The sequence below is a fragment of the Mesorhizobium sp. B2-3-5 genome, assembly GCF_006442395.1.
In the GTDB taxonomy this organism is placed as follows: domain Bacteria; phylum Pseudomonadota; class Alphaproteobacteria; order Rhizobiales; family Rhizobiaceae; genus Mesorhizobium.
Window position 1 is genome coordinate 1 of record NZ_VFVX01000050.1, and the last position, 26,097, is coordinate 26,097.

At 59.8% G+C, this 26,097-nt stretch carries 24 protein-coding genes and 5 pseudogenes; 17 read left to right on the forward strand and 12 right to left on the reverse strand.

What is annotated here, in order from left to right:
• Positions 1-317: 317 nt before the first annotated feature.
• Positions 318-1,256: a choline ABC transporter substrate-binding protein gene (gene choX / locus FJ958_RS29280; RefSeq protein WP_140613573.1), complete on the reverse strand. Its 939-nt coding sequence runs from the start codon at positions 1,254-1,256 to the stop codon at positions 318-320.
• Between the two features lie 98 nt (positions 1,257-1,354).
• On the opposite strand from choX (FJ958_RS29280), the gene betI (FJ958_RS29285) reads away from it, so the two are divergent.
• Together betI (FJ958_RS29285) and FJ958_RS29290 are read left to right on the forward strand one after the other, a co-directional pair.
• Positions 1,355-1,954, forward strand: coding sequence for a transcriptional regulator BetI (gene betI, locus FJ958_RS29285; RefSeq protein ID WP_140613574.1), 600 nt, complete (start codon positions 1,355-1,357; stop codon positions 1,952-1,954).
• Entirely contained in the window at positions 1,951-3,327 is a 1,377-nt protein-coding gene (locus FJ958_RS29290) for an amidase (RefSeq protein WP_140748921.1), read from the forward strand. Before betI (FJ958_RS29285) ends, FJ958_RS29290 begins: the two co-directional genes overlap by 4 nt.
• Positions 3,328-3,551: 224 nt before the next feature.
• On the opposite strand, the gene FJ958_RS29295 is transcribed toward FJ958_RS29290, so the two are convergent.
• Both FJ958_RS29295 and FJ958_RS29300 read right to left on the reverse strand, forming a co-directional pair.
• A complete protein-coding gene (locus tag FJ958_RS29295; protein ID WP_140748924.1) occupies positions 3,552-4,082 on the reverse strand; it encodes a hypothetical protein in 531 nt (176 codons plus the stop codon).
• A gap of 9 nt (positions 4,083-4,091) precedes the next feature.
• Positions 4,092-5,288, reverse strand: a complete 1,197-nt coding sequence (locus tag FJ958_RS29300) for a hypothetical protein (RefSeq protein WP_140748927.1) — start codon at positions 5,286-5,288, stop codon at positions 4,092-4,094.
• Positions 5,289-5,550: 262 nt separating this feature from the next.
• Here FJ958_RS29300 and FJ958_RS29305 point away from each other — a divergent pair, with 262 nt between their 5' ends.
• Positions 5,551-6,810 (forward strand): class I SAM-dependent methyltransferase, encoded by a 1,260-nt coding sequence (locus tag FJ958_RS29305; protein ID WP_181176564.1) that lies wholly within the window; start codon positions 5,551-5,553, stop codon positions 6,808-6,810.
• Positions 6,811-6,836: 26 nt separating this feature from the next.
• On the opposite strand, the gene FJ958_RS29310 is transcribed toward FJ958_RS29305, so the two are convergent.
• Positions 6,837-7,646, reverse strand: a complete 810-nt coding sequence (locus tag FJ958_RS29310) for a hypothetical protein (protein ID WP_140748933.1) — start codon at positions 7,644-7,646, stop codon at positions 6,837-6,839.
• A 140-nt stretch (positions 7,647-7,786) separates the two neighbouring features.
• Between FJ958_RS29310 and FJ958_RS29315 the strand changes: the two genes are divergently transcribed.
• On the forward strand, positions 7,787-10,885 hold the full coding sequence (locus FJ958_RS29315; RefSeq protein ID WP_140748936.1) for a glycosyltransferase: 3,099 nt from the start codon (positions 7,787-7,789) through the stop codon (positions 10,883-10,885).
• A gap of 231 nt (positions 10,886-11,116) precedes the next feature.
• Here FJ958_RS29315 and FJ958_RS29320 read toward each other — a convergent pair.
• Together FJ958_RS29320 and groEL are read right to left on the reverse strand one after the other, a co-directional pair.
• Positions 11,117-11,319 (reverse strand): annotated as a pseudogene (locus tag FJ958_RS29320) (ATP-binding protein); the annotation flags it as partial.
• Positions 11,311-11,481 (reverse strand): annotated as a pseudogene (groEL, locus tag FJ958_RS32310) (chaperonin GroEL); the annotation flags it as partial. The pseudogenes groEL and FJ958_RS29320, both read right to left, overlap by 9 nt.
• 359 nt (positions 11,482-11,840) lie before the next feature.
• Here groEL and FJ958_RS29325 point away from each other — a divergent pair.
• The 3 genes and pseudogenes from FJ958_RS29325 to FJ958_RS32315 all read left to right on the forward strand — a co-directional run.
• Positions 11,841-13,040: a hypothetical protein gene (locus FJ958_RS29325; protein WP_210243493.1), complete on the forward strand. Its 1,200-nt coding sequence runs from the start codon at positions 11,841-11,843 to the stop codon at positions 13,038-13,040.
• Positions 13,041-13,089: 49 nt separating this feature from the next.
• The gene (locus FJ958_RS31855) at positions 13,090-14,619 is read left to right on the forward strand and encodes a S53 family peptidase (protein ID WP_210243494.1); all 1,530 of its coding nucleotides are present in this window, start codon (positions 13,090-13,092) and stop codon (positions 14,617-14,619) included.
• 113 nt (positions 14,620-14,732) lie between these two features.
• Positions 14,733-15,033, forward strand: a pseudogene (locus tag FJ958_RS32315) (zincin-like metallopeptidase domain-containing protein); the annotation flags it as partial.
• A 452-nt stretch (positions 15,034-15,485) separates the two neighbouring features.
• On the opposite strand, the gene FJ958_RS29330 reads toward FJ958_RS32315, so the two are convergent.
• Both FJ958_RS29330 and choX (FJ958_RS29335) read right to left on the reverse strand, forming a co-directional pair.
• A complete protein-coding gene (locus FJ958_RS29330) occupies positions 15,486-16,517 on the reverse strand; it encodes an alcohol dehydrogenase catalytic domain-containing protein (protein ID WP_140748939.1) in 1,032 nt (343 codons plus the stop codon).
• Positions 16,518-17,447, reverse strand: coding sequence for a choline ABC transporter substrate-binding protein (gene choX, locus FJ958_RS29335; protein WP_140748942.1), 930 nt, complete (start codon positions 17,445-17,447; stop codon positions 16,518-16,520).
• A 117-nt stretch (positions 17,448-17,564) separates the two neighbouring features.
• Here choX (FJ958_RS29335) and betI (FJ958_RS29340) point away from each other — a divergent pair, with 117 nt between their 5' ends.
• From betI (FJ958_RS29340) to FJ958_RS29350, 5 genes are all read left to right on the forward strand, one after another.
• Entirely contained in the window at positions 17,565-18,185 is a 621-nt protein-coding gene (gene betI / locus FJ958_RS29340; protein ID WP_181176565.1) for a transcriptional regulator BetI, read from the forward strand.
• Between the two features lie 148 nt (positions 18,186-18,333).
• Positions 18,334-18,834 carry a winged helix-turn-helix domain-containing protein gene (locus FJ958_RS32320; protein ID WP_246679826.1) on the forward strand — a complete coding sequence of 167 codons (501 nt, stop codon included), beginning with the start codon at positions 18,334-18,336 and terminating at the stop codon, positions 18,832-18,834.
• Positions 18,835-18,892: 58 nt separating this feature from the next.
• Positions 18,893-19,054: a hypothetical protein gene (locus FJ958_RS32325; protein WP_246679827.1), complete on the forward strand. Its 162-nt coding sequence runs from the start codon at positions 18,893-18,895 to the stop codon at positions 19,052-19,054.
• The gene (locus FJ958_RS32330; RefSeq protein ID WP_246679828.1) at positions 19,054-19,644 is read left to right on the forward strand and encodes an aminotransferase class I/II-fold pyridoxal phosphate-dependent enzyme; all 591 of its coding nucleotides are present in this window, start codon (positions 19,054-19,056) and stop codon (positions 19,642-19,644) included. Before FJ958_RS32325 ends, FJ958_RS32330 begins: the two co-directional genes overlap by 1 nt.
• Before the next feature lie 30 nt (positions 19,645-19,674).
• Positions 19,675-19,938, forward strand: coding sequence for a hypothetical protein (locus FJ958_RS29350; protein ID WP_140748948.1), 264 nt, complete (start codon positions 19,675-19,677; stop codon positions 19,936-19,938).
• On the opposite strand, the gene FJ958_RS29355 is transcribed toward FJ958_RS29350, so the two are convergent.
• The 4 genes and pseudogenes from FJ958_RS29355 to FJ958_RS29370 form a co-directional block, all read right to left on the reverse strand.
• Positions 19,931-20,749, reverse strand: coding sequence for a transglutaminase family protein (locus tag FJ958_RS29355; RefSeq protein WP_140748972.1), 819 nt, complete (start codon positions 20,747-20,749; stop codon positions 19,931-19,933). The two genes, FJ958_RS29350 and FJ958_RS29355, sit on opposite strands and share 8 nt — an antisense overlap.
• Before the next feature lie 229 nt (positions 20,750-20,978).
• Entirely contained in the window at positions 20,979-21,221 is a 243-nt protein-coding gene (locus FJ958_RS29360; protein ID WP_140748951.1) for a hypothetical protein, read from the reverse strand.
• A 151-nt stretch (positions 21,222-21,372) separates the two neighbouring features.
• Positions 21,373-21,675: pseudogene (locus FJ958_RS29365) on the reverse strand (hypothetical protein); the annotation flags it as partial.
• Complete coding sequence (locus tag FJ958_RS29370) at positions 21,672-21,935, reverse strand: hypothetical protein (RefSeq protein ID WP_140748954.1); 264 nt, start codon at positions 21,933-21,935, stop codon at positions 21,672-21,674. The pseudogene FJ958_RS29365 and the gene FJ958_RS29370, both read right to left, overlap by 4 nt.
• A 493-nt stretch (positions 21,936-22,428) precedes the next feature.
• Here FJ958_RS29370 and FJ958_RS29375 point away from each other — a divergent pair, with 493 nt between their 5' ends.
• The 5 genes and pseudogenes from FJ958_RS29375 to FJ958_RS32590 form a co-directional block, all read left to right on the forward strand.
• Entirely contained in the window at positions 22,429-22,767 is a 339-nt protein-coding gene (locus FJ958_RS29375; protein ID WP_140748957.1) for a co-chaperone GroES, read from the forward strand.
• Between the two features lie 35 nt (positions 22,768-22,802).
• On the forward strand, positions 22,803-24,434 hold the full coding sequence (gene groL, locus FJ958_RS29380; protein ID WP_140748960.1) for a chaperonin GroEL: 1,632 nt from the start codon (positions 22,803-22,805) through the stop codon (positions 24,432-24,434).
• A 285-nt stretch (positions 24,435-24,719) separates the two neighbouring features.
• Positions 24,720-24,905 (forward strand): hypothetical protein, encoded by a 186-nt coding sequence (locus tag FJ958_RS29390; protein ID WP_140748966.1) that lies wholly within the window; start codon positions 24,720-24,722, stop codon positions 24,903-24,905.
• A 74-nt stretch (positions 24,906-24,979) separates the two neighbouring features.
• Positions 24,980-25,453: a substrate binding domain-containing protein gene (locus tag FJ958_RS29395; protein ID WP_281406693.1), complete on the forward strand. Its 474-nt coding sequence runs from the start codon at positions 24,980-24,982 to the stop codon at positions 25,451-25,453.
• Between the two features lie 184 nt (positions 25,454-25,637).
• Positions 25,638-26,097: pseudogene (locus FJ958_RS32590) on the forward strand (hypothetical protein); the annotation flags it as partial.

The following is a 26,097-nucleotide window of genomic DNA, read 5'->3' on the forward strand; positions in this document are numbered from 1 at the left end:
GGATCGCTGGATTTAAGCGTAAGCTCTGAAATCGTCATGTGTCGAAGCCCTCAAAGGCTCCAACATCCTCGCTCAGGGCGACCTCCGAAAGGTGCCGCCGGAACAGCGCTTACCTTGCTCCGAGGCACATGAGGGCAACGCCGATGTGCTTTCCGCGCCTCGACGACGATGGCTCCCTCCGCGCCAGCACACTTTTGATGAGAGACGGAGTAGTGGTCGGCAGCAGGTTCCCAGAGCTCCCCCGTCGGCACTTGGGCGGGGGAGGTATCGTCCCGAGGCTCGTCAATGCCCGCAGATCACCGATCAGGCGATGATGGTCAGTTTGTGATCACAGCTGCCTTGACTGCAGCATAACCGTCCTTGCCGTCGAACGTCTTCACACCATCCAACCATGCGGTCAGCTTGTCGGGGTACTGCTTTATCAATTTGCGCGCTGCGTCTACCGGCTCGACGCTGTTGGTCATGATTTCGTTCATGCCATTGTTCTCATAGTCGATGTCGAAGTGCAGGTTTTCCAGGAACTTGGTCACGTTCGGGCATTCCTGGCGGTAGCCCTTGCGCGTCAGCGTCCGAACCGTCGCCCCACCAAAGTTGGGACCATATTCCTTGTCGCCGCCACTCAGGTAAGTCAGATCGAACTTGAGGTTCATGGGATGTGGCGCCCAAGCCAGGAAAACGATCCATTCCTTTCCCTTGGTCATCTTGTCGACCTGGGTCAACATAGCCGCCTCGCTGGACTCGACGACATTCCAGTCCTTGAGACCGTGCCTTCCGGCGGAAATCATATCGAGCAGCGGCTGGTTTGAGCCCGCTTCGATGCCGTAGATCGTTGAGTTGAATTTGTCAGAGAATTTCGAAAGATCATCGTACGAGGTCACCCCCGCCTTCGCGACATAGGTCGGCACGGCCAGCGTGAACTTGGCGCCCGTCAGGTTGGTGGTGAGGACATCGACATCGCCGTTGTCGATGTATGATTTGAATTCCTGTTCCTGGACGGGAAGCCAATTTCCCAGGAAAACGTCGATATCCTTGTTTTTCAAGCTTTCGAAGGTCACCGGCAGACCCAGAATGGTCTGTTCCGGTTCATAGCCCAAGGAAGTCAGTATGACGGACGCCGTCGCATTCGTCAGCGAAAGGTCCGTCCAGCTGAGGTCGGAGAATTTCACCTTCCGGCAGCTCTCGGGATCGGCGTGCGCAGGTGCGGCGGCCATGAAGATGGTCAGCGCGGCGCTTGCATAAAGGGCAAAGGCTTTCATCGGAGTTCCCCTGTTTTTGTTGAACGCTCCAACAATCATATCTTTTTTGTTGGCGTGTACAATAAAAAAATGCAAGATGGCGCTAACAGGAGGGACCGATGCCAAAAGTGGGAATGCAACCTATTCGGCAGAAGCAGATCATTGAGGCTGCCATTGACACCATTCACGAGCTTGGCATCGAGCAGAGTTCGATCCGCCAGATCGGTATGAAGGCGGGAATCTCGCCTAGTCTTATCACCCACTATTTCGGCAGCCGGGACGAGCTCTACACGCTTGTCCTGCGTCACCTGAACCGTGAGTTGTCACGCGTCACGATCGCCAGGCTGCGGACGGCTTCGACGCCGATGGAGCGCCTTCTGGCCATCGCCTCAGCGCAATTCGATGCCGAGCAGTTTCAGCCGGCGGTGGCAACGGCGTGGTTCGCACTTTGGGCCGCTCTGCGCGGCAATCACGAAATGATGCGCTATCAGGCAATCTACGAAAAGCGTCTGGCGAGCAATATCGCCTACTGCCTTCGCTCGCTCATTCCAGAAGGGCAGGTGGACTTTGCGGTCAACTGTCTCCTGGCAATGATCGACGGGCTCTGGGTCAAAGCGGCTCAACCAACCAGCCGAGTGACCACCGAGAATGCCCTGGCCATTTTCCAGAACTACGTCGTCCAGCTGGTCAGTCAGTTGGCGCGTGGGGGTGCCGAATGAATGTGTCGGACTATGTCGCTCAAGACGGCGTCGGTTTGGCGCGTCTGATCGAACGAAAAGAGATTTCTCGGCGCGAAGTGATCGAGGCTGCGATCAGCGTCATTGAAAGCAGGGATGCCGCTCTCAATGCAGTGATCATGCGTAATTTCGACCCGAGCTGTTCGAGGTCCGATACCGGTGCTGCCAGTGCATTGCGCGGTGTGCCCCTCCTTCTGAAGGACGTGAACCTCTATTCGTCAGACATGCCGACGACCTTCGGTTCGGCGTTCTTCAAGGGTGCGCCAGCAAAGCCTGACAGCATCATGGTCGATCGGTGGCGCCGTGCTGGCCTCGCTATCTTGGGCAAGACAAACACGCCGGAATTTGCTGCCGAGTTCGTCACGGAGCCTCGGGCGTATGGCACAACGCGCAACCCACGGGACCTCAATCTGACGGTGGGCGGAAGCAGCGGGGGGGCGGCCGCTGCGGTTGCTGCGGGAATGGTGCCGATTGCCCACGCAACGGACCTAGGTGGCTCGATCAGAATACCGGCTGCGTGCTGCGGCGTGTTCGGGTTCAAGCCGACCGGGGGTTTCAATCCCACAGGGCCGTACTTTGATGAGATTGCAGGTGGGCTGAACTCCGATCACGTTATCACGCGCACCGTGCGCGACAGCGCGGCATCGCTCGACATCACCGCCGATTTCTCTCCACAGCGCCATTCCTATCTCGAAGGCCTCGATAGACCTGTACGGCAGATAACAGTCGGGGTCTGCTGTACTGACCCGGCAGGCAGACCTTGTGGTCCGGACCAGCAGGAGGCAGTGAACCGGGCGGCTCAGGTTCTGGAATCATTCGGGCACCGCATTGTTGAATATCGCTATCCAGAGGGTCTCGACGCGTCCAATTGGTTCGATCACCTGTGGATTTTCGACCTCGTGCGCCTAGTCGAGGAACGCTCACGCGACCTCGGCAGAGCCCCGGCAGCCGAGGAGCTTGAGCCGTTGACGTGGCATCTTCTGGAAAAGGCCAAGGCGGGGGGAAATGGCGAACATGAGCGGGCACGCTCCGCCCGCGAGATCTATACCTCACGCTACCTGGGTTCGATGGAATCGATCCATGTCTGTTTGACGCCGACGCTGGCGACCGACCCTCCGAATGTCGGATCCTTGAGCTTCAGGGCATTTGGAGATGTCGAGACCTGGAACGCGGCGGGTTACAGGTTCGCTCCCTACTCCATCCCATCGAACATCTCAGGACAGCCGTCCGCGTCGTGTCCGTATTTCAAAAATAGTTCAGGGCTCTCGGTCGGTGTGCAAATCAGCGGCAAGCCGGGCGATGATCTCCTCGTCTTGCAACTATGTGCCCAGCTGGAGCTATGTCACGCGGCATGAAGGTTTCCGCCAGGCCGCACTTGGATTGCCGCTTCGAGCGTAAATTGCCATGGCAGGTCGAATGTCCGCAAGGATCGTTCCCTGCCAGATGCTCGCCCATTCAACAGGCGATCAAACACGCCGCCATTGCTCGCTAATTAATGTAGCACAATGTCAACATAGTGTGCCTACCAGGACCGGCACCCATCTCAAGTTCAAAAGCTACCGGCAGTTATCATCCGGGCTTACTTGGCCGGACTTTCACGGTCGGATTTGAGTATTTCTAAAACCTTGAGCAGGTCGTTGCCGTCGGGATAGACGAAGTTAACAAATCGCCAGCTACCGTTTTCGATCTCTATTTGGGCTGTCACATCGGTTGCGGTCGATGGTTTGGCGCCCACAACTTCATGCAATTCAACCGAATAGACGCCGCCGTGGTTACTAGACTTGCCAGCTTGATAAAATTCAGCTGGATCTTGGCTAAACAGGAATGGGTCAAAGTCAAGCCCGACAATTTCACCGGAAACTTTTGATTGAGCCGCAAGATCTTCCCTCAGTGCCTCAAGTAGCCTAGGGTCGAATTCCGAGGCGTGGTCAGAAATCGCCGCTGCGTACGCCTGATCAGCGTTTTTGAACGCCGCGGGGCCATACCAATCGTAAAACGCCTGAGTAAACTGAACGGCAGTCGGCTGGGCAACCGCTTGATTATTAATGCCCACTACACAAACCGCCAAGGCGACGATCGTAATATAGGCGTAAGTTCTGTAGCTTTTCACCCGATTAACTCATTTCTTCTTAGGGAATCTATAAATGGTACTGGGCGGTATATTCTTTTGATAAGGCGAGTAATTGTTCTGTTTGAAGTCCGATATCCACCTTTTCCCATCCCACACCTCAACGTGTCCATTGGGGCGCGCAGTAGTGACCTGAAACACGGCAATGTCGCCCTTCTCTTGTTTGTAATCGGCCGGCGGAGTGTCGGAATTCGTGTGTGAAACGGCTGACGCGCCCAGGTTCTCAAGGAACGGGCCGTAGTCGCCTGCATTTTTTGGGTGACCGCTCACGTCTAGGCCCCCGGCCTTCAGCCCGTCCCGGCAAGCTGCTCCGCATTTGTGCGTGGAGGCGTCGACCGATTTTTCATCCATATAGTTGACAAAATTGTCCATGTTCAGTTCGACCGCGCTACGAGTGGGCGGGGCGGTGCCGTAAGCCAACTTGACAAAATGCCTGTCCATGATGGAGGCCGTCGGCAGAAATTGCCCCGTTTCCGCTCCCCCCCACGCGTGGCTCGGCCTCGCCTGAAGCATTGAAGCTTTTACCGGCGATGTGGTTTCTGTCACGAATGAAACTGTCATGGCGAGCATCATCGCCCCGCCAAAGCCCGCCGCCCCCAACTGCCTTGACTTGCGCGCTTTCAGGCCGTGACGCGGCGGAAAACCTGGCAGAACGATTGGATCCTGCCAACTGCAGGTCCGATCGAGGAATACAATCCTGTTGTCTACTATGCGATCACGCTCCACAATCTCGCACGATGTGCATGGGTCCTCCATCATCGCGGGGAAGAGCGCACCCATCGCATCATTTTCTATTCGAAGACCGCCAGCTGTGGAACGCAGCTCTCCGTTCGGCGAAAGCTCTCCGCCGCAGATCAGGAAATGAAAGCGGCCGTTAGCCTCCGCCAGCGCCGCATTGCCGGAAATTCCTTCGATCACAATGATACCGTTGGGGCCAAACCAACTGGGCGGAAATCCATTTCTTTTGCTGCTCTTGAACAAATGGCGCACGACATACCGCCCGGTAGGCGTGTCGCCGTAGCGCTGTTGGGAGGCCCGCTGCCGATTGCCGTTTGCTGCAGCAAGCACGTCGCTGGAGCGGGCGGCGGTCGCGAATGGTCCGCAGACCGGCTTGCCCGCATCATCAAGGAGAGTAAGCCGACCGCAAACGTCGCGGTTTCCAGTCAATTCAACAATAAGCCGGCTCATTCAGTCCACCTGCCCCAACTCCCCACTCATGATAGGCTAGAAGAAGGGCGTGTTCCAGTTACACCTTTGCGAAAAACTGTTCCAACACCATCGCGACGGTTATTACTTCCGACTATCTGGGATCACCATGCGTCCCGCTCTCGACGAGAAAGCTTTTTGGCGTTCGCCGAGAACCCTGTGACTCCAACCACGTTCGCCGCCGCCCCACGCCTAAGACCAAATCATGCTCCCGCTTGGTGCCATTGCCCGCCGAGCGTGGCCAATGATTCACAAAACCGGTATCATCGCGGCTTGCGCGCAAAAGGGTGGCCCAGTGGGAATTGACGATCTTGGCGCTTCTGATGAAGCAGCGGCATATGTCGGCGCGCGCTATTCGCGACCCTCTTGGGCGACGGGTTCGATTGGTCGCGCGGACGCGGCTTTTTTATTCGACCTGATCATGCGCGAGCGCCCTCGCGCACTCGCCGAGATCGGCGTCGCTTCCGGCGTTTCCACGGTCTTTTTGGCCACGCTGCTTGCCGATCGACTGCGCGAAAGCCAGCTCTACTCCTTCGACAAACTTGAGGTCTTCTACGACGATCCGTCCAGGCCTGTGGGCGCCCACATAAAAGACATTTTCGACAATGCGCCGACCAACCTGACGCTTGCCACCGGTGTCAAGTCAACGGACATCCGGCACTGGCCAGCTCGGCCAGCGCGGTTTGACTTTGTGTTCCTCGACGCCAATCATATGCATCCGTGGCCGTGCCTCGATCTGCTGTCTATCCTGGATCTGGTCGAACCCGGCGCGTGGATCGCCCTGCACGACATCCGGCTACCTCTGCGACAAGCCAGTTCCCAGGCATTTGGCCCTCTCTATCTCTACCAGTCCTGGCCCGGTGAGCGGTGTGTAGCCAATGATGACGCCGATATCGGGGCAATACGTCTTTATGAAGAGCCTTCACGCAGCGCCGCCGCATTGATCGAGTGCTGCCGAATTCCCTGGCAGAACCACATTCCCTTCTCGGAATGGCACTCGGCTCTAGAGGGATTTCCCCGGGCCGATTTCCAGATCCAGGAGGAGTTACGCTCGGTTGTCGCCCGGCCACAGTTGGCCAAGACTCCGAACCGCGCCTTTTGGGAGATCACCATTCGTGGGCCAAACCCGTGGTCCCGGATTCCTCCCGATCTCAGCTTGGCACCACTCATTCTACACGCCAACCGGCGAGGTGAGCCTGCGATGTCAGTCACTGTCAGGGGATTGAGACGCAACGAGTGTAGCGGGATCGTATTCCCGGGCATCAGACGCTCACCAGAGGCTCCAGCCTCGCTTCATGTAGCGCTCTCTCTTGTCGCCTCAAGCGGCGCTCCGATCGCCCGGCGCGAGATCAGCCTGGACGGGCCCGAAGTCAATTTCGCTTTCTTGAGTGCTTCCGAAGACATGGTCGGGACGTTCGACCTGGAGATCACCGTATCTCTGCTTGAGCAGGCTGAGAGGATCAGCGGGGCGTGGGTCAAGTTTGAGACACTCCAGTTTGTTTGAGGCACTCTTGCTGCCAAAGCGCGGAGTCAGCCTCGTTGCAACGCCCGCGCGATGGCCGGGTCGCGGTAGTCCCGGGCGACGCGTTCAACGGCCGACACGATCTCGGAATAATTGGAGATGATCGAGGCCTTGCTGATCAGATTCTGATGGTAGATACCCTTTTCAGGAAACCTCAGGTCTTCATCAACCAGTGCGCGCACCGCAGCGGAAGCATCGCCTTCCAATCCGCCCTGAGCGGTGAACATGTTCTCGTAGCACAGAATCAATGATTCCGGATATGAAGACAGGTTGTTGTAGAAATACTGTTCAGATTGGCAGAGCAACTTCGCACGAGCTGCGAGTTTATTGACGTCTAGATTGAAAGGCTCAATGGCATCGTCGGGAACCAGATTGTGCCATTTTCCTAGCTTATCCGAGATTCGATCGCTTAGAACCTGACCGACTAGGTCTTGCCGCCATATAAAGATAAACCTGGCCGACATCCATTTTAGTTGTGAAAGGAAGAACGGTTCCTGGTGCATATAAGTCCAAGGCATGCGTATTTCGCCCCAGGAGTTGAATTTTACATCGATCAGCAAGTGACTCTTCGCCGCAACGTTCTGCAGCAATGCGACATAGTCCTTACACAGTCGTTCAGCGTCGGGTCCGGACATTATGTCGGCCAACTGGAGCCTGCGTTTGTGACAATATCCGAAGAATGATTGAGGCTGGTCCAAGATCGAGGTGTCGAAAATCTCGCCCAGATCCTTGAAGCGCTGATCCGCCGAGATGAGGCTGCGCAAAGCAGTCGTACCGCTACGTTGACCCGCCGTGATGCATAGGATTTTCTGTGCCATGGCCAAATTCGTGGGGCTTCAGGTTGGCTCGGTGCGAAAGCTTAGAGTACGGTAAGTTTAATCGCCAGCCTGTCGGAGGGTTTTCGGTCGGGTTGTCTGGCAGGGAAGGGAGCGGATACCTATGGCCCGACGGCTCGCGCATGCGTGAGGACAATAGGATCGTCCACGGCATGTGGTTCGGCTCGCGCCTTTCTCGTCTCGAACTTCTGACCCTGCATTCCTTTGCCCACTTTGGCCACAAGTTCCACCTGTGGGCTTACGATGACCTTTCCAGTTATGATCTTCCCCGCAATGTATTGCTTCGCCCCGCAGAGACAATTGTTCCCAGGACGAAGGTCTTTGCCAAGACGAATGCCGATCCGGAGACCGGGGTCGGTCGGCAGAGCTTCGGCGCACCGTTCTCGGACCTATTCCGATACAAACTTCTCCATGAGCACGGTGGAATCTGGGTAGACATGGACGTAACTTGCCTTCGTCCGTTCGACTTCCCGGGCGACTATGCTTTCAGACCTCACCGAATCGGTGTCATAGGCAGCATCCTTAAGACGCCTGCTGGCAGCCCTTTGATGCAGAAGGTGTACCGGGAGACCGTGAAGACGGTAACGCCCGAGAGCGATTACCTGCTGCCGAACCGCATCCTGACCCGGCACGTCGAGGCGATGGGCCTGCAACACTCGATCATCCAGGACATTTCAAATCCGGATCACTGGATGGACTTCATCAGACCGATGGTGGAGGAAATGGTGGAAGTGCCTCGTGAGTGGCGGGCAATCCACTGGATCAACGAGATGTGGCGCACCCTCGAAGCTGACCGGGGGGATTACCGAGGTCGCAAGCTCCTTGACTATGTTCCTAACAAGGACTCTCCCCGGCCTGGAAGCACCCTATGGGAACTTTATCGCAAGTACGGGCTAATCGACGCAAGAGAAAATACCCGAACGCCAAGGGCGGCACCTGTCAAGCTTGGGCGGCCTCCAACACCGCTGCCGATACGATTCCCACGAGACGTGGCTCGCTCGCCAAGCCAGTTCAATGTGCTGCTGCCAAGCCTGGTTAGGGGCGGTGCCGAGCGCAGCGTCATCGAAACGATGAAGGCGCTACAAGGCAGCAGCGGAGACTTTCGCCAGACTCTGTATGTCCTGCATCGATCGCAGCGCCAGTATTCGGTTGGCGCCGGTGGTAATCTAAGTGTCATGTATGCTGAGAACCCGGCTGACATTGGTGCCAGCTTAAAGGCCTTCGCGTTGCACATGCTTCAGAATCCGCCTGTGGTGGTTTATACGCATCTGATCCCTGCCGAGAACCTCCGCGTTTTGTGGGACATGGGCATAACCACAATCCCAGTACTGCAGAACATGAGCCCTGGTTGGACCGATCCGCCGGCCACATACGACCACCCCAACGTCCCAATGGTGATTGGCGTATCGGATGCTGTCACGGCGGAATTCCAGGTCGTTGGATCTCGGCCGGCGGTCACCATTCGTCACGAATTGCAGCGGATCTTCACGCCGGCCGAGTTGGCGGCTCACCGGCGGGATATTCGCGACAAATGGGCACTCAACAATCAAACCGTGCTCATAGGCATGGTCGGGCAGTTCAAGTCCCAAAAAGCGTACACCCGGGCGGTCAAGGTATTGCACGCGCTTCGGCAACATGTCCCGGCTCGGCTCATGATCCTCGGAGGCTGGGACCACGCCTACGGTGGAGGCAGATCCGCCTACGAGGCAGCCTGCCGGTTGGCGGTGGATCTCGGGGTAATTGCCGACATGATCATGCCCGGTGACGTGGATCCCTCTGAGCCTTACCTTGCTGCGTTCGACGTGTTCCTGAATACAAGCATCTATGAGGGCTTGAGCGTAGCGCTGCTGGAGGCTTTGCAGACGGGATGTCCGGTCGTCACCGCCGGCGCAGGGGGCAACGCTGAAGTGCTTCCGCCGGATGCTGTCCTCGTTAAGGACGGTTCGGATATCGACGCCTATGTGCAAGGTATCCTGAAGGCTGCAACGCGCGCCGAGCGCGTGCTGCCGGTGCTTCGCACTGAACCGATGGTAGTCCCCCACCTCTGGCGGCTATTAGGCAAGCACGGTTTTGCTAGCAGCGTGGCCCAATTGATCCCCCCATCAGGGACATTGTTGCTCACCGAAAATCTTTACATTGGAGGGCCGCAAACGTCGCTCGTTAATCTTCTGTCCGGCTATGCGGCGGGACAAAAAATTGTCCTGGGTGTCCTCCGTGGCGCACCGACGGCTACGCACAAGCGTGCGTTGGATGAATTTCAAATCCCCATAATGTCTGCGGAAGGCGCCGACACCCTCATTGAACGAGTTGAGCTTATCCTAACATGGATTGATCAACTCAACATTCGGGTCGTCTGTTTCTGGAATGTGGCTCCGGAGACGAAGCTTCTGCTGACCAAGATCCTGGTTCGGCGCGATCTGCGGATCGTTGATGTGAGCCCAGGACCAATGCTGTTTGATGAACTTGAGGCGGCATCCGGCTTTCAGCGTCGCATCGCCTTCACGGCCGCCCAGTACTTTGTCCGCCTTGATGCCTTCGTGAGCAAGTACGAGGACGGCGTGCCGCCAGCTTCCCTGTGCCCGGATCGATCTAAGATACATGTCGTTCCGAACGGAGTGCGTCTTCCGCCAAGTTTCATTCCGCTTCCGCCAGCTCAGCATCTTCTTCCAGCTAATTGGGATCCTACGTTTGCGATTGGAACCTGCTGCCGCATAGTTCCGGACAAACGGATCGACTTCCTTCTCGACATGATGGAGATTCTGGCTGAGCGTTCGCCGCGCACTTCTTTGACTATCGTCGGCGGTCCGGACTCCCAAACCGGCGACTATTTCAGAGAAATGCAGGCGCGTGCACCAGGCAACGTCTTGTTTACAGGGGCCCAGGAAGACGTGAGGCCATTCCTCGGGCATATGCAGATTTTTATAATGGTTTCCGAGCGGCAAGGTTGTCCAAATGCCTCGTTGGAAGCTATGGCGATGGGCCTTCCCGTGATTGCCAACCGTTCTGGCGGCGTAATTGATCAGATCGCAGACGGAGTAAACGGCTTTATCGTGGAAGACGCGTGCCAAGCTGCCGAGCGGGTTATTGAACTACAGAGCCAAAAGCGATTGCTTCGGAAATTCGGCAAGGCGGCCCAATCTACTGTTGAGACCCGTTTTGGGATCGACATCATGGTTCGCCGGTACGCGCATATTCTAGAAGCGTGCAACGTCGCGCGTTGATATGCTGACGCTCAGTAGAAGTCTCATCGGGTGGTCTGCCTCGTTAGTTAGCGCAAAAAGCCCACCAGGTCATGCAGCTTGCTGTCAACGACCACGGAATCGGGCCGTGGGTTTTCATGTAGAAGGGACCCCCGTTTGGGGTTGGTGAAGGGCAGCCGGTTTGCGCCCGATCAGGCGAAGCTGGTCGGGGTTGCGCAGCCTGATCGGGCGCGGCTGATTGGCTTTTGGACCTCAGCTTTTGAAGCGCCAGGATTCGTTTCCGGTTTCGACGATCTCGCAATGACGGATGAGCCGACCGAGCAGCGCGGTCGTCATCTTGGCGTCGCCAAAGACGCTCGGCCATTCGCTGGAGCCAGGTCGGTGGTGATGATGATGCTGGTGCGCTCATAGAGCTTCGAGACCACGTGGAAGAGCAACTGTCCGCAGCCTGAGCGAAGGGCAGATACGGGCAGCAGAGCCTGGAGGTTTGACAGCTTCTTCTCGTAAACCATGACATATGGCTGGTCGAGCTTCACACGCATCTTGTCCTGATTGGTGATGGAATAGGGCGAGAGATAGCCGCGATCGAACTGCATGCCTTCGACGACCTCAAGCTCGAGTGTCCGTGATCCGATTCCCTGGGGCCGCAGCAAACGCAACCAGGTTCCAAGCGTGCGCCGCTGTCCAGGCCAGTCAGTTTTCGACTTCATCGAGCATGACTGTGGGTGCGCCTAACATGGCTCGACTGGTATGCCGTCAATGCGCCTTGGCAATGTGGCGGCCGATCCGAGTGACGGGCCTCGATGTTCAGAACTTGTAGGCTTTGCTGAACGGGCGTATTGTCTTATTTGAATTGCTATACATTAGAGAACAGTAAAATAAGAATTTAGTAAATTTAGAAGGAAAGTCATTGGCCGGGGCGGGGGACAACCGAGCAGTATCGGTTGGCGTGAACTCGAAGTCTTGGAGGCCGGCGATGGCGAAGACGATCAACAACGGCTCGGGCGCTGGCCAGGCGGCGCCAGGACAGCCTTTCCTTGACACCACCGTCTACGGGTCGGGGCCGGACGACTCTGTTTCGGACGCGACCGAGAACGCCGCCATCACCCATCATGTGGCCACGCTGAACGGGATTTCCATTCCCTACACTGCCAAGGCCGGTCATCTCGTTTCGGTCGATCCGTCGAGTTCGAAGCCCGCGGGCAAGGTCTTCTACGTCGCCTTCACGGCTGACGGGGCGGACGCGACCACTCGCCCGGTGACCTTCTTCTACAATGGCGGTCCTGGCTCGTCGTCGGTCTTCCTGCTCCTCGGTTCCTTCGCGCCCAGACGTATTAAAACCAGCATGCCGGGCTTCACGCCGCCTCCGCCCTACGCCATGGAGGACAATCCCGACAGCCTGATCGACCGCAGTGACCTGGTCTACATAAACCCGGTGGGCACCGGCTATTCCGCGGCGATCGCGCCCTTCAAGAACCGCGACTTCTGGGGAGTCGATCAGGACGCCGTCTCGATCAAGCAGTTCATCAAGCGCTATCTCGGCGCATTCAACCGCTGGAACTCGCCGCGCTTCCTGCTCGGTGAATCCTACGGCACGGCACGCAGTTGCGTGCTGGCCTGGCTGCTGCACGAGGACGGCATCGACCTCAACGGCATCACGCTGCAGTCCAGCGTGCTCGACTATCCCGCCAACTTCTCCAACGCGGTCGGTCTGATGCCGACCTTTGCCGCGGATGCATGGTTTCACAAAAAGACCGGCATCGAGCCGCTGCCGGCGGACCTCGCTTCATACATGGGGACCGTCACTCAGTTCGCGCAGGGCCCCTATGCCGCAGCACTGAAGGCTTTCCCGAAGGCAGACCCCGCGGCGGTGGAGACGCTGAGCCGCTACCTCGGCCTTTCCGTCGGCGAACTCGGAGGCTGGCGGCTGAACGTGGAGGCTGCCGACCGGCTCGGCCATGCCGCTTTCCTGGTCGAGCTTCTGCAGGACCAAGGGCTGGCGCTGGGCGCCTATGACGGGCGCGTGACCGGCATCGACACGGGCATCTCCGCCATTGTCTCGCCCGATGGCGGCATGAACGACCCGACAATGGCGGCCGTGGGTGGCGTCTACACCACAATGTCTCAACAACGACCTAAAATTCGCGGCAACGTCGAACTTCATCGACCTCAATGACCAGGCCTTCCAATTTTGGGACTTCAGTCACACCGACCCGGCGGGCACGATGCAGAAACCGGACAGCCAAGGCAACCCGACGCTGTATACGGCTGGCGATCTCGCCGCCACGATGGCGGCCAATCCAGACCTGCTCGTGCTCTCGGCCAACGGCTACTACGATTCAGTGACGCCTTTCTTCCAGACCAGGCTGACGCTGGAGGCCATGCCGCTGAACGATGCCAGGGTCCGCGGCAATCTGACGATCAGGAACTACCCCTCGGGGCATATGATCTATCTCGACGGCGCTTCGCGAACGGCCATGAAAGCCGACCTCGCGGCCATGTACGACCGGGCCGTCGGCACGCGCCGCGCCCGCCTGCACGCCAGGGCGGCGTTGTCGCGCGCGGTGCCCAACATGATCCGGCCCTATTTCAAGCTTCCTGACATCGGCGACGTCGCTTTTCGTCCCGCCGTGGCCGGCGCCGAGCCTTGGAATGTGCCGGATCTGTGTCGAGCCTATTCCTGGCCAAGTGGCCTCGCCGGCGGCGGCACGATTGCGATTATCGAGTTCAGCGGGGGCTGGGTGCAGAAGGATATCGATGCTTATTTCCGCTCGACGGGCCTGCCGGTACCGACCATCGTGGACGTGTCGATCGGGGCCGGCCGCAACGATCCGAACAAGCGCTCAGGCAGCCCAGCCACCGACCCTGACCGCGAGGTCGCGCTCGACATCGAAGTCGCCGCCGCGGCTTATTCCGCGGCCACGGGCGAGGCGGCAGGCATCCGTATCTACTGGGCGGACGCCAGTGACTGGGGCGCGATGGCGACTGCGATCACCGCAGCTGCTGCCGACGGCTGCGACGTCTGCTCGGTTTCCTGGGGCTCCGATGAGGCCAACTGGAAGGCGGCGGCAATGGCAGGCATCGACTATCCCGGCAGGCTGAACAAGGCGGCGGAGGCCGCCAGCAAGGCCGGCATGATCGTGTTCGCCGCCTCTGGCGACAACAATTCGTCGGATGGCGGGGCGGACCCCGCCAATGTCGACTTGCCGTCGTCCAGCCCGTTCGTCGTTGGCTGCGGCGGCACCATGAAGCCCCACGGCGCCAATGCGGAAGAGACTGTCTGGAACGACGACCCCGGCAACCCGAACGGCTCGGGGACAGGCGGGGGCTTCTCGGAACTGTTCCGCCCAATGCCGGCATGGCAGGCGGGGGCGCCGCACGGGCCGGGCCGCATGGTGCCCGATATCTCCGCCAATGCCGACCCCTATACCGGCTACAATGTCTTCGTGCACGGCCGGCAGGAAGTGATCGGGGGAACCAGCGCCGTGGCGCCGCTCTATGCCGGGCTATTTGCCGCATTCGGGCGCAAGCTCGGTCTGGTGACGCCGCGACTCTGGCTCAACCAGACCTGCTTCAACGACATAACCAGCGGCGACAACGGCTATTTCCGCGCGCGCATCGGCCCCGACCCGTGCACCGGCATCGGCACTCCCATCGCGGACAAATTGGGCACGCTGTTCGATGCACTTGGCAAGTCTCCGGCCGGAACGGTACCGCCAGCGCGTGGACGACGGCGGAATGCGAAGGCTGTTTGATCTGCAAGCATTCCAGATTGAATGGAGCAATGCGGGGCAATTCAGCTACGTTACGGCGGATCTTGCCGAGCACCATCGCTTCCGTCAAATTGAAATCTGCCCTGATGACCGCGAAGAAGCGCGCCGGGGAGACTGGAGATGAAGCCGCCGCCATCCCGTTCCTCAAACGTTACACGGTCTTCAAAGCCGACCCGTGCGAAAGCCTGCCCGGGGGCATCGCGAGCGCGGCGTCGCCGCCACCGCCCTGCCAGATCGAGCTGCGGGTCGAGACTCTGATCGGCCGGGTCGCCTTCCACATCGGCGGCGACCGAGCGTCCTACGACCTGGTGCGAGACTTTGTGCGGGTCCCTTCGCCAGCAGCGTATTTCGAGTCGATCAACTGGCAACCGCACGGCGCTGCACGAACTTGGGCATTATGGCTTAGGCTGGATTATGCCGCATGGCCGAGCTTGACGGCTGTCACGCTTTCTTTCGGCCACGCGGCAGCTCGGCAATCAGAGCGCTTCGAGGAACGGCGAGTTGGGGTGGATTGCGGAATGTCAGGAATTAGCCCGAGAGCCTTAGACCAGCCCGTACGCAATCAGGCTCTTTGCCGGTGGCACTCGATGCCTCGGTCGCCGAAATCAGGGAACGGCCGAGGCGTTCGCTGCCGCGACGGCCCTCAACGCGCTTCATGGTGCCATTTCATGCATGTTGTCCCGCACCTCGCGGTTGAATAGGGCAACAAGGCGCAGCAGCCAGGTGGCATAAGCGACAAGCATAAAACCATAGACCTATAGCCGCGACTCGCTTCAATAAATAAGAGCTTTGAGCGATCGCGGGGGGGGCGATCTCGAGGAGATTCCACGACCGCGCCGCCACGATCGTCAGATACCGCCACCGAAAACAATCGCCTGTCGTCCTTCGGCGTTTCCCGCTTTCAACCGTTTCAGCGCACTGGTCGCTTCGGCGAGCGTGACGCGCTGTACCTGTGCCTCGAACGCCTGCGCCTGATGTAGGCGAATCAGTTCATGCATCTGCGCGCGCGTGCCGACACTCGTACCTGTTATCCAGACGCCAGTAGCGGTGAGCCATTCTTGGTTGAGGGGCACAGGTTGCGAGACCATCGCCGCCGCAATGATCCTACCACGCGGACGGATCGCTGCGATCATGGCATCCCACGTTGCTGGCGTCGGCGCAAAATTGATGCAGACATGAGCACGTAGGTTCACCGGCCACTTGTCGGCCAGACCAGGCGAGGCAAGCAAGACATGATCGGCACCAAGCGAAGCTGCAAGGTGGAGCTTGGCCTCATCCGTATCGACGGCGACGATAGTTGCGCCGAGCCGCCGCGCGATCTGGACCGCATAGAGGCCAAGGCCGCCGCAGCCGAACACAGCGCAGGTCTCTCCGGCAACAATCCCCGCGCGCATCACGGCGCCATAAGCGGTCAGGCCAGCGCACAGTAATGGCGCCAGCACCGCGGCATCGCCGTCTTCGGGCATTCGCGCGGCAAAACGCGCATCGGCAACGACATATTCGGCGAAGGTGCCGGCAACATCGAACCCGTGCGCCCGCTGGTGTTGGCAGAACGACTCCATGTCCGAACGGCATTCATCGCAGCGGCCGCATGTATCGTGAAGCCAGGCGACGCCGGCACGCTCGCCCAGGCGCCAGTCCGTGACGCCGGCGCCAAGCTGCACAACCTTGCCGACGCCTTCATGGCCGAGAATTGCGGGCTGTTGCCCTGACATCGGCCGCAGATGCCCTTGCCACACATGCACATCGGTGTGGCATATGCCGCTAGCCTCCAGACGAACCAGTATTTCTCCGGGACCCGGTTCCGGCCGCGGCACTCTGATGATGCGCAACGGCTGGCCCGCACCTTCCAGGACGGCTGCTAGCATGCTGTGGCTCATCTATAGACCGAGCGCGCTTTTCACGGCCGGCAAGCCCGGCTGACCGTCAAAGGTCGAGACGCCGTCCAGCCATTTCGCCAGTTTGTCCGGGTTGCGCTTGATCATCTCGCGGGCGGCTTCCTCGGCGGATTTTCCCTCCCCCAGGATCATCCGCATGCCGTAGTTTTCATAAGTGAGATCGAAGACCAGATTGGCGAACAGCTTGGCCGCGTTGGGACATTCTGCAGTAAAGCCCTTGCGGGCAATAGTGCGGACTGTGGCACCTCCGAAATTCGTCCCGAACTCGACGTCCCCGCCCGATAGGTAGGTTATCTTGTAATCGAGATTCATCGGATGCGGTTCCCAGCCGAGAAACACGACCCAGTTCTTGTCCGCAACGGAGTTGGAAACCTGCGTCAGCATTGCCGCCTCGCTCGACTCGATGATCTGCCAATCGCCGAGCCCGTGGCGGTTGGCCGCGATCATGTCGAGCAGCGGTTTGTTCGAGCCCGCCTCGATGCCATAAATCTTGCTGCCGAACTTGTCGGCATGCGCGGCAAGATCATCGAAGCTCTTCACCCCCTGGTCCGCAACATATTGCGGAACAGCGAGCGTGTATTTGGCACCCTCCAGGTTCACACCAAGCACTTCGACCGATCCCTCATTGAAGTAGGACTTGTATTCCTCGTCCTGGACCGGTCGCCAGTTACCCAGAAACACGTCCATGTCGTTCTCCTTGAGGGCCGAGTAAGCAACGCCAAGGCCGAGAAGGGTCTGCGAGGCATCGTATCCCAGGGAGTTGAGGATCACCTCCGCAGTGGTGTTGGTCAGGGCGATATCGGTCCAGCCAAGATCCGCCATGCGGACCTTCTGGCACTGAGCCGCATCGGCAGCCATGGCGGGTGAGACGATGAGCCCTGAAAGCAAAGCGAAAACGAATGTGGCGCGCATTGAGGTTCCCCATTTTACTCGGTGAGACGGACTGTCATCGACAGTATGATCTCTGTGCTGTATGCTAATACAGAATCTTGTACAAGCATACAAGAATCTTTTTTGCTAGAAAGGGCAATGGCGACTCAAAGCAAGCGAACGAAAATCGAGGACATCCGGCGTGTCGAGCTGATGGCGGCCGCGCACCGTGTGTTCCTTGAGCATGGGCTGCAAGGCATGACTTCGGCCCGCATATGCCGTGAAGCCGGCATGTCGCCGGGCATCCTGGCCTATTATTTCAAAGGCAAGAACGAGGTTCTCTTTGCGATGGTGCGGCACAACAACCGCATCCTGATGGAGGAGGTCGTCGCGAGGTTGAAAGCAGCGAAGACGCCTTGGCAGCGGTTTATCGCCGTCGTCGAGGGAAATTTTCCTGAGAATGCATTCGAACCCAACGTGGCGAAGGCTTGGCTGTCCGTCTGTGCGGCGGCTGCAAGCAGTCCCCAATTCGCACTGTTGCAAACGATCTTTTATCGGCGCCTAAAGTCAAACCTGGGTTCGGCGTTCGCGGGCGTGCTGGATCCCACGAGCCTGCGCGGAGCTTCCTTGGCGGTGGGTGCACTCGTTGACGGAATGTGGCTCCGCAAGGCCGCGGGCGACGACGTTTCCCGCGATGAGGCCATCCAGATAATCGTGGCTCACATCAAAGGCACTTTGACCGGCGGAGCGCTCGGAAGCCTCACCCAAGCGGAGGGTTGAGGAAGTTTTGGTTCGCTGCGTCCACATTATCGAGAATATTGGCGTACCAGGAATCGACCTGTCACACGCGTCGAAGACTGATACCGGAAAGCCATCTTTTCTGCGTTCAGACCGCGGACGTGCCGTAGCCGCTACAACAACCCGGGCGGTGAAAAGCGCGGGCACGCTGGCGGTCGGCGACCGGCTGCCGCCGCGGCGCGACATTGCGCGCGCGCTCGGCATCAACGTTACCACGGTGACACGGGCGCTGGCGACCCTGCAGCAGCGCGGCTTGCTGGAGGCGCGGCCCGGCCGTGGCACCACGGTGGCGGCGCGCCAGGCCGGCGAGCGGCCCAGTTTCGTCTCCGCACCCAGCGACGAGAGCGGCATCATCGATCTCTCGGTCTGGCCACTTCGGCCTATCTCGATGCGCTGGCGGCCGCATTGCTGCCGCGCCTGTCAACAGACCCGCACTATGCCTCGCTGCAGGACTACCATCCGCCGGAAGGGCCGCTTTGGGCGCGCGCGGCGATCGCCGACTGGCTCAAGACGGTTGCCGGCGACCGCGACCCTGGCCGCGTGGTGCTGGCGGCCGGTGCACAGCACGGGCTCGACTGCCTGCTGGGCGCGGCGACAAAGCAGGGCGAGGTGGTGCTGGCCGACGAGGTGACCTATCAGGCATCGACGCGCTCTGCCGGGTGCATGGGCTCGATCTCAGGGGCGTTGCCATGGATCGCGGCGGCATGCGGCCGGACACTTTCGACGCTGCCTGCGCGCATATGCGCCCCCGCGCGGTGTTCCTGGTGCCGACGCTGCATAACCCGACGACGATCACGCTCAGCGAAGCACGCCGCCGCGAGCTTGCCGCGTCGCGCGCCGCCACAATGTGATGATCATCGAGGACGACGTCTACCGGCCGCTGGCCGATGAGGCCTTGCCGTCCTTCGCCAACCTGGAGCCGGAGCTCATGGTGCATATCGGCGCATTGTCGAAATGCCTGGCGCCGGGCCTCAGGCTCGGCTTCGTTATCGCGCCACGCGCCATTGCCGGCCAAGTCGCGGCGGCGCTGCGCATCAATTGCTGGAGCATCAGCCCGCTGACCACGCTGATCGGCGCGCGGATGATCGAAGACGGGACCGCGGCGCGCATCATCGAGGTGCAGAAACAGGAACTGCGCCAGCGCCAGGCGATCCTGAGCGAGATCCTCGGCCGCTACGACGTCCAGAGCCAGCCGAGCGCGACCCATGCCTGGCTGCGCCTGCCGGAGCCGTGGCGTGGCGCCGGCTTTGCGCGCACCTGCCTGGAGCGCGGCGTCGCCCTGCTGCCGGGCGATGCCTTTGCTGTCGGCCGCGAACCCGTCCAGCACGGCGTGCGCATCAATGTCGGCGCCGCGCGTTCGCAGGACGACCTGCGCACGGCGCTGACAACGATGGCGGATTTGCTGTCGGCCGGGCATCTTCAGCTTCCCGGTTTCGTTTGATGCCTGTCGTCTCATGCCAATGCCTTGGTGATGGCCGGCCTGCTGTCGGATGCTTTGCCGGCCTGGGAGGAGATGGCGGCACAGGCCGATGCCGCGGATTTGCTGCGCCGCAATGGCTGCCTCTATCTTTATCGCCGCTCGGGCGCCTTGCCGGCGGCGCCGCGAAAGCTGACTTCGCAGGCAACCGCGCTGGAAGTTGCGGTAGCGCCACGAGCAGACGATCCGCTCGGCGCCAACAGCCGCCCACATTCAACAAGTCGAAAGTCTGCGCCCCTCCGCAAATTGCTTATGTAGGGTGAAGGTCCTGCACTTCATAGGTCCAGACCCGAAACCCTTTGAGAACATGCGGGCCGAAGGAGTTGATGAGCGGAATGTCGGCCGCATCGCGGCCGCGGGCGACGACGATCCTGCCAATCCTGGGAGTGTTGTTTCGCGGATCAAAAGTATGCCAAGCACCGTCCAGGAAGACCTCGATCCAGGCGCTGAAGTCCATGGGGTCGACGACCGGGACTCCGATGTCGCCGAGATGCCCGTTGACATAGCGTGCAGGAATATTGAGGCAGCGGCACAAAGTCAGCGCGAGATGGGCGAAGTCGCGGCAGACGCCTATGCGTTCCTGGTACGCCTCGAACGCCGTTCGCGTCGATCTGGCCTGCATGTAGTCGAATTGAATATGACCGTGGACGAAGTCGCAGATTGCTTGCACGCGGCCCCAACCTGGGGCAGTGGCGCCAAACATGTCCCATGCCGTCTGGCTGAGACGATCGGTTTCGCAATAGCGGCTGCCCATCAGGTAGACAAGGCAGGCGTCCGGCAAATCCCACACGGCTACTTTGCGGGCAGCTGGCAGCAGCCTGTCTGTCTTGCCGTCGTCCTCGATCGTTGCATCGCCCCACATAGTCAGGTCGCCCGCGGGGGCAACAAAGCGCCGGCACCTGTTGCCAAAGAAATCATGGTAGGTCGATGTCGGAACATCGGGCGTGGTCAAGATCGCTTCAGGGATCCTGATGTCCGCCGCGCGGTCGTCGTGGACCGATAGCAGGCATACCAATGCGGTCGGTTGCTGGCAGGTCAGCGTGATCTCATAGCCGTAGCGGATCAGCATGTCGATCTTGCCCACCTCGTAGCGTCCGATCGACTAAGGTCGGTCATGGCATCACCCATCCTCGTGTGCCGGACTTCCACTGAAACATGGAAATCGGTGCAGGAACGATCAACTGCGACTCGACGGCCATCTGATGTTCAAAAGAATCGAGCCCAGACGCGCCGCCCTCATTTTCCCAGACTGCAAGCGCGGCGAAGTTCGTCCGAAAAGCTTTCGTTGTTATGGCCCCTCATGATGTTGGCCGTTCCTCGTTGATCACCGCCCCGATGAGAACGCCGGAATAGAGCTTTGCACCTTTCGCATCGGCGATCATCATGGCGTCTGGCCGCTGCGGCATGTTTAGGGTTTGTGCCAAACGCCGCGCGATTTCGATCGCATCATCGAGGTCGGCCGCTTCCGCCGCTTCGCGGCCGATCAGGGCATGCGCGTCGTCGGCGGCTCGGGTGCGATAAAACTCGACCACGATCTTCATCGTCATCCCTGCCTGTCCCGCGTCCTCAACCCTTGGCCTTGCTACGCGCGGCACGGGCAGCAAGTTTGACCTGGCTGCCGAAGGCGATTTCAGGGCTGGGCGTTACCTTTCCTGCTTCGGCTTCTTGATCTCCCGGCTCGAGCGTTTCTGTCCCTTTGACACGTTCAAACGTCCTTTCGATGAGCGTTATGCTGTCACCCGGCGATGTGTCGACCGGTTCGAGACTGTCTTGCGTCGCCACCCGTTCATGAAGTTCGCTGTCGTTGCGGATGCGGTATTGCGGCGAATCTCCCCTCGGCGGGAGTCTGGCTGTGATGCGGTAGATTTCCGAAGTCTTTGGGACTGTGCCGAAGCCGCCCTTCAGCCGGACAGCCTGTCCGACGGCAAATAGATGCGTTGCGGCTTCGCGGCGGACCGGGCGTGCGTTGCGTTGCATCAGGGTTGTGGTTCTCATGATTGTCTCTGGTCCTGCTCCAGTGCGGCTTGGAGCCATGCCGGTTCGATTGGCACCATCTGCTGCGTAGCTCCGCTTGCGGAGATCGCCGGCAGGTGAATGAAAGTGGTCATGCGGCGCCATGCGATCCGGGATGGCCCTTCCAGGGACTCCTCGTCATGATCGACGCGATATTCTCCGGGTGGTTGCGGTGCATCAAAGCCGGGCAGCGAAAACGCCGACTTGAAGCGAACGACAGTTGGTGTGGTGCGGCTGGTCATTTGTTGCGGCTTTCAGCGGAAACGCGCGCCTGCGCATTCCGTATCATTCCCACTCGAACCGCCGGAATGATGCCCGACGCTGCCAGTCCATCCGTGGTCAGCGTCGATGTCATTCCAGGGGTTCGAACGGAACGAAATGTGCGCCGGACCGGCGCATGCACTCGTTTTCGAGAATTCAGTTGTGAAGGGCGGGGCTCTGACACAAAGCCAACTCGACCCAATCAACGAAATTTACATATGCGCCTCAATTGAGTTCCAAACAAGATCGCGACGCCTTTTATTTATCCCTTTTGGAATAACAAATAGGCGTCCGCGAAATTCAAAGCGGCAGAAGTTTTCATCCAATACGAATGATTTTCTGTGGGCTCGAATTATTTCGTTCGATTTCTTGGATATTCGTTGAATTAATTCTGGCACTCCTATCTATCGAGTGCCAATGCGCCTATAGGCAGGGTAAGGTCGCCATCAATGACGGTCCCAGAAAGAGTCCCCAATGAAATTCCGGCCACTCCACGACCGCGTCATCATCCGGCGCGCCGAAAGCGACACCAAATCCAAAGGCGGCATCATCATTCCCGACAATGCCAAGGAAAAGCCGCAGGAAGGCGAAGTCATCGCTGTCGGCCCAGGTGCGCGCGACAAAAATGGCGCGCTGATCGCGCTCGACGTCAAGGCGGGCGACTTCATCCTGTTTGGCAAATGGTCGGGCACGGAAGTCAAGATCGACGGCGAAGACCTCCTGATCATGAAGGAAGCCGACATCATGGGCATCATCGACAAGACCGAGATGGCCAGCACCGACAAAGCCGGAGCGGTCAAGAAGGCCGCCTGATCTCGCTGTTCCCAAAACCCGAACTGGATAAGAAAATGTCTGCCAAGGAAATCAAATTTTCCACCGATGCGCGTGACCGCATGCTGCGCGGCGTCGAGATCCTCAACAACGCCGTCAAGGTGACGCTGGGCCCCAAGGGCCGCAATGTCATCATCAACAAGGCTTATGGCGCGCCGCGCATCACCAAGGACGGCGTCACCGTCGCCAAGGAAATCGAGCTTGCTGACAAGTTCGAGAACATGGGCGCGCAGATGGTGCGTGAAGTCGCCTCCAAGACTAACGACCTCGCAGGTGACGGCACCACGACAGCCACGGTGCTGGCCGCCTCGATCTTGCGCGAAGGCGCCAAGCTGGTCGCCGCCGGCATGAACCCGATGGACCTCAAGCGCGGCATCGATCAGGCGGTCGCAGCCGTCGTCGGGGAAATCAAGGCGAAGGCCAAAAAGGTCAAGTCGTCGGCCGAGATCGCCCAGGTCGGCACTATCGCGGCCAATGGCGACGCCTCTGTCGGCGAGATGATCGCCAAGGCGATGGACAAGGTCGGCAATGACGGCGTCATTACCGTCGAGGAAGCCAAGACCGCCGACACCGAACTCGACGTCGTAGAAGGCATGCAGTTCGATCGCGGCTATCTCTCGCCCTATTTCGTCACCAATGCCGAGAAGATGCGCGCCGAGTTGGAGGATCCCTATGTCCTTATCCACGAGAAGAAGCTCGGTAACCTACAGGCTATGCTGCCAATCCTCGAAGCGGTCGTGCAAAGCGGCAAGCCGCTGCTGATCATCTCCGAGGACGTCGAAGGCGAAGCGCTGGCCACACTGGTCGTCAACAAGCTGCGCGGCGGCCTCAAGGTAGCGGCCGTCAAGGCGCCGGGCTTCGGCGATCGGCGCAAGGCGATGCTAGAAGACATTGCCGTGCTCACATCAGGCCAGATGATTTCCGAGGATCTCGGCATCAAGCTCGAGAACATCACCATCGACATGCTCGGTCGCGCCAAGCGCGTGCTCATCGAGAAGGACGCGACGACGATCATCGACGGCGCCGGCCCGAAGGCCACCATCCAGGCGCGTGTCGCCCAAATCAGGGCGCAGATCGAGGAGACGACCTCCGACTACGACAAGGAGAAGCTGCAGGAGCGGCTGGCGAAGCTCGCCGGCGGCGTTGCCGTCATCCGCGTCGGCGGGGCCACCGAATCGGAAGTCAAGGAAAAGAAGGACCGCATCGACGATGCGCTGAATGCCACGCGCGCCGCTGTCGAGGAAGGCATTGTTCCGGGCGGCGGTGTGGCGCTGCTGCGGGCCAGGTCGGCGCTCAATGGGCTGACCGGCGCCAATGCCGATGTGACGGCCGGCATCTCGATCGTGCTGCGGGCGCTCGAGGCGCCGATCCGCCAGATTGTCGAGAATTCCGGCGTCGAGGGTTCGATCGTGGTCGGTAAGCTCTCCGACAGCAAGGATCACAATCAGGGTTTCGATGCCCAGAATGAGGTCTATGTCGACATGATCAAGGCCGGCATCGTCGACCCGGCCAAGGTGGTGCGCACGGCGCTGCAGGATGCCGGCTCGATCGCGGCGCTGCTGATCACGGCCGAGGCGATGATCAGCGACATTCCAGCCAAGGAAGCCGCGCCTCCACCCGGCGGCGGCATGGGCGGGATGGGATACTGAGACCTCGGGGTCAAGAGAAGTCCGTGCGTGAACCGACACTGCTTCCGGTATTCGGCAGGCTTGGGGTCAAGCCGCCGGTCGCCGTTGCCGCGATGTCGACCAGATCCAGGAGCATGAAGAACGTGGGGGCTAGCGTGAGGAAAGGTCTCTCGTCACCCAGGGGCCTGTTTTGGAAGCCGGGCGTGGTGCTATGGACGGTCGTTGCCTTGGCGGCAGTGTTTTTCATTATGCAGGCCTGAACCGACCGACATTCAACGGTCCGGGCGAAAATGAAAGGGACGCGATATGGCAAATCGCTACGCGCTTCGCATGGACCATCCGGACAGCTGGACCGTTTTCGACGTCTTCACCGGCCAGCCCGCCGAGTCTGATAAGAGGGTCATGGTCGGCTTCAATGCCGATGATGCGGACAGAATGGCCGATCGGCTGAACAGCCAAGACGCCCGGCGGCGGGAAGAGGCCGGCCGCTGACTTAAGCTGATGAACCAACGGGGGGCAAATCTGCCGAATGATTCGCCAACCGCCTGACCGGGGCGTACAGTCCCATTGTCGCCGGCCAGCCGGTCGTAACCGTGGCGACTCCCGCTTATCTCGAGGCTCACGGCGAGCCGGCAATACCGGCCGAACTGGAACAGCATTCCTGTATCATATACGCGCCGCAGGGTTCGCCCCGCGTATGGGGGTTCCGGGATCGCTTTGGTCCCGTCATGCATAATCCCAAGTGCGCCTTCCGCACCAACGATGCGGAACAAATACGAGCCCCCGTCCTGTCCGGCAGCGGAATCGCTCATGCTCCCGGTTGGTTATTCGGAGCAGAGATTGCGTCAGGTGCAGTGCGCGACATCCTGACGGACTATGCGCCGAGGTCATTAGCAATCACGGCCGTGCGGCCAGCGGGCCGCTTCCTCGCTAGCAAAGTCCGGGTCTTCGCCGATTTCCTCGCCGAACTCTTCGCCCAGGAGCCCAGCCTTGCGCTCAATCGTGCCGGCACGGAGGGTCTGTCCGACCAAACGGGTTGACGTCTGGTCCCGCCCGTCGATTCCGAATGTCGGCTGAGGGCCAATCCGAGACCTCGGTCCCTTCGAGTTGTACGTCCGTTCTTTGGGTTTCGGAGCTCAAAGCTGCCGATCCGCTGTCGGCCCCCGAGCAGTGGGATCGCGGCGCCGTTTCTCCGCTGGCCAATCAAGGCCGAGGAGAACTCACATGGGCCATTCTCAATACGATGACGCTGGGCGCGAGCGCGCCGCTTGGAGCGCCGGCAAGAAGCTCGGAACAAAGCGTCCGCTTACGCAGAAGCATATCTGGGCGGTTCGCTTCTTCCTCGATCACGAGAGACGCGTTCGCGACCGTGCGCTGTTCGATTTGGCAATCGACAGCAAGCTCCGCGGCTGCGACCTGATTAAGATCAGGATTCGCGACCTGGTTGTGGGACTGGAGATCCGAACTCGCGCCATCGTCGTTCAGCAGAAGACGGGACGCCCGGTCCAGGCACAGGCGGGCATCCTTGTCGTTTTCGAGAGGCGGATGGCGCGGCCCTTAGGCTGCGCTCGCGACCCCGGCCGCAAAGTCGCGATAGGTGTGCAGGGGGCGGCCCAAAATACTGGTCAGCCGCACAACATCATCGGCCTCCGGGATCATGCCGTCGCTGACATAGCGCTCGGCC

Coding starts and splice junctions, on each gene's coding strand:
- choX (WP_140613573.1), bottom strand. CDS start 1,256: ATGAAAGCCTTTGCCCTTTATGCAAGCGCCGCGCTGACCATCTTCATG.
- betI (WP_140613574.1), top strand. CDS start 1,355: ATGCCAAAAGTGGGAATGCAACCTATTCGGCAGAAGCAGATCATTGAG.
- FJ958_RS29290 (WP_140748921.1), top strand. CDS start 1,951: ATGAATGTGTCGGACTATGTCGCTCAAGACGGCGTCGGTTTGGCGCGT.
- FJ958_RS29300 (WP_140748927.1), bottom strand. CDS start 5,288: ATGAGCCGGCTTATTGTTGAATTGACTGGAAACCGCGACGTTTGCGGT.
- FJ958_RS29305 (WP_181176564.1), top strand. CDS start 5,551: ATGATTCACAAAACCGGTATCATCGCGGCTTGCGCGCAAAAGGGTGGC.
- FJ958_RS29310 (WP_140748933.1), bottom strand. CDS start 7,646: ATGGCACAGAAAATCCTATGCATCACGGCGGGTCAACGTAGCGGTACG.
- FJ958_RS29315 (WP_140748936.1), top strand. CDS start 7,787: ATGCGTGAGGACAATAGGATCGTCCACGGCATGTGGTTCGGCTCGCGC.
- FJ958_RS29325 (WP_210243493.1), top strand. CDS start 11,841: ATGGCGAAGACGATCAACAACGGCTCGGGCGCTGGCCAGGCGGCGCCA.
- FJ958_RS31855 (WP_210243494.1), top strand. CDS start 13,090: ATGCAGAAACCGGACAGCCAAGGCAACCCGACGCTGTATACGGCTGGC.
- FJ958_RS29330 (WP_140748939.1), bottom strand. CDS start 16,517: ATGAGCCACAGCATGCTAGCAGCCGTCCTGGAAGGTGCGGGCCAGCCG.
- choX (WP_140748942.1), bottom strand. CDS start 17,447: ATGCGCGCCACATTCGTTTTCGCTTTGCTTTCAGGGCTCATCGTCTCA.
- betI (WP_181176565.1), top strand. CDS start 17,565: ATGGCGACTCAAAGCAAGCGAACGAAAATCGAGGACATCCGGCGTGTC.
- FJ958_RS32325 (WP_246679827.1), top strand. CDS start 18,893: ATGGATCGCGGCGGCATGCGGCCGGACACTTTCGACGCTGCCTGCGCG.
- FJ958_RS32330 (WP_246679828.1), top strand. CDS start 19,054: ATGATCATCGAGGACGACGTCTACCGGCCGCTGGCCGATGAGGCCTTG.
- FJ958_RS29350 (WP_140748948.1), top strand. CDS start 19,675: ATGGCCGGCCTGCTGTCGGATGCTTTGCCGGCCTGGGAGGAGATGGCG.
- FJ958_RS29355 (WP_140748972.1), bottom strand. CDS start 20,749: ATGCTGATCCGCTACGGCTATGAGATCACGCTGACCTGCCAGCAACCG.
- FJ958_RS29360 (WP_140748951.1), bottom strand. CDS start 21,221: ATGAAGATCGTGGTCGAGTTTTATCGCACCCGAGCCGCCGACGACGCG.
- FJ958_RS29370 (WP_140748954.1), bottom strand. CDS start 21,935: ATGACCAGCCGCACCACACCAACTGTCGTTCGCTTCAAGTCGGCGTTT.
- FJ958_RS29375 (WP_140748957.1), top strand. CDS start 22,429: ATGAAATTCCGGCCACTCCACGACCGCGTCATCATCCGGCGCGCCGAA.
- groL (WP_140748960.1), top strand. CDS start 22,803: ATGTCTGCCAAGGAAATCAAATTTTCCACCGATGCGCGTGACCGCATG.
- FJ958_RS29390 (WP_140748966.1), top strand. CDS start 24,720: ATGGCAAATCGCTACGCGCTTCGCATGGACCATCCGGACAGCTGGACC.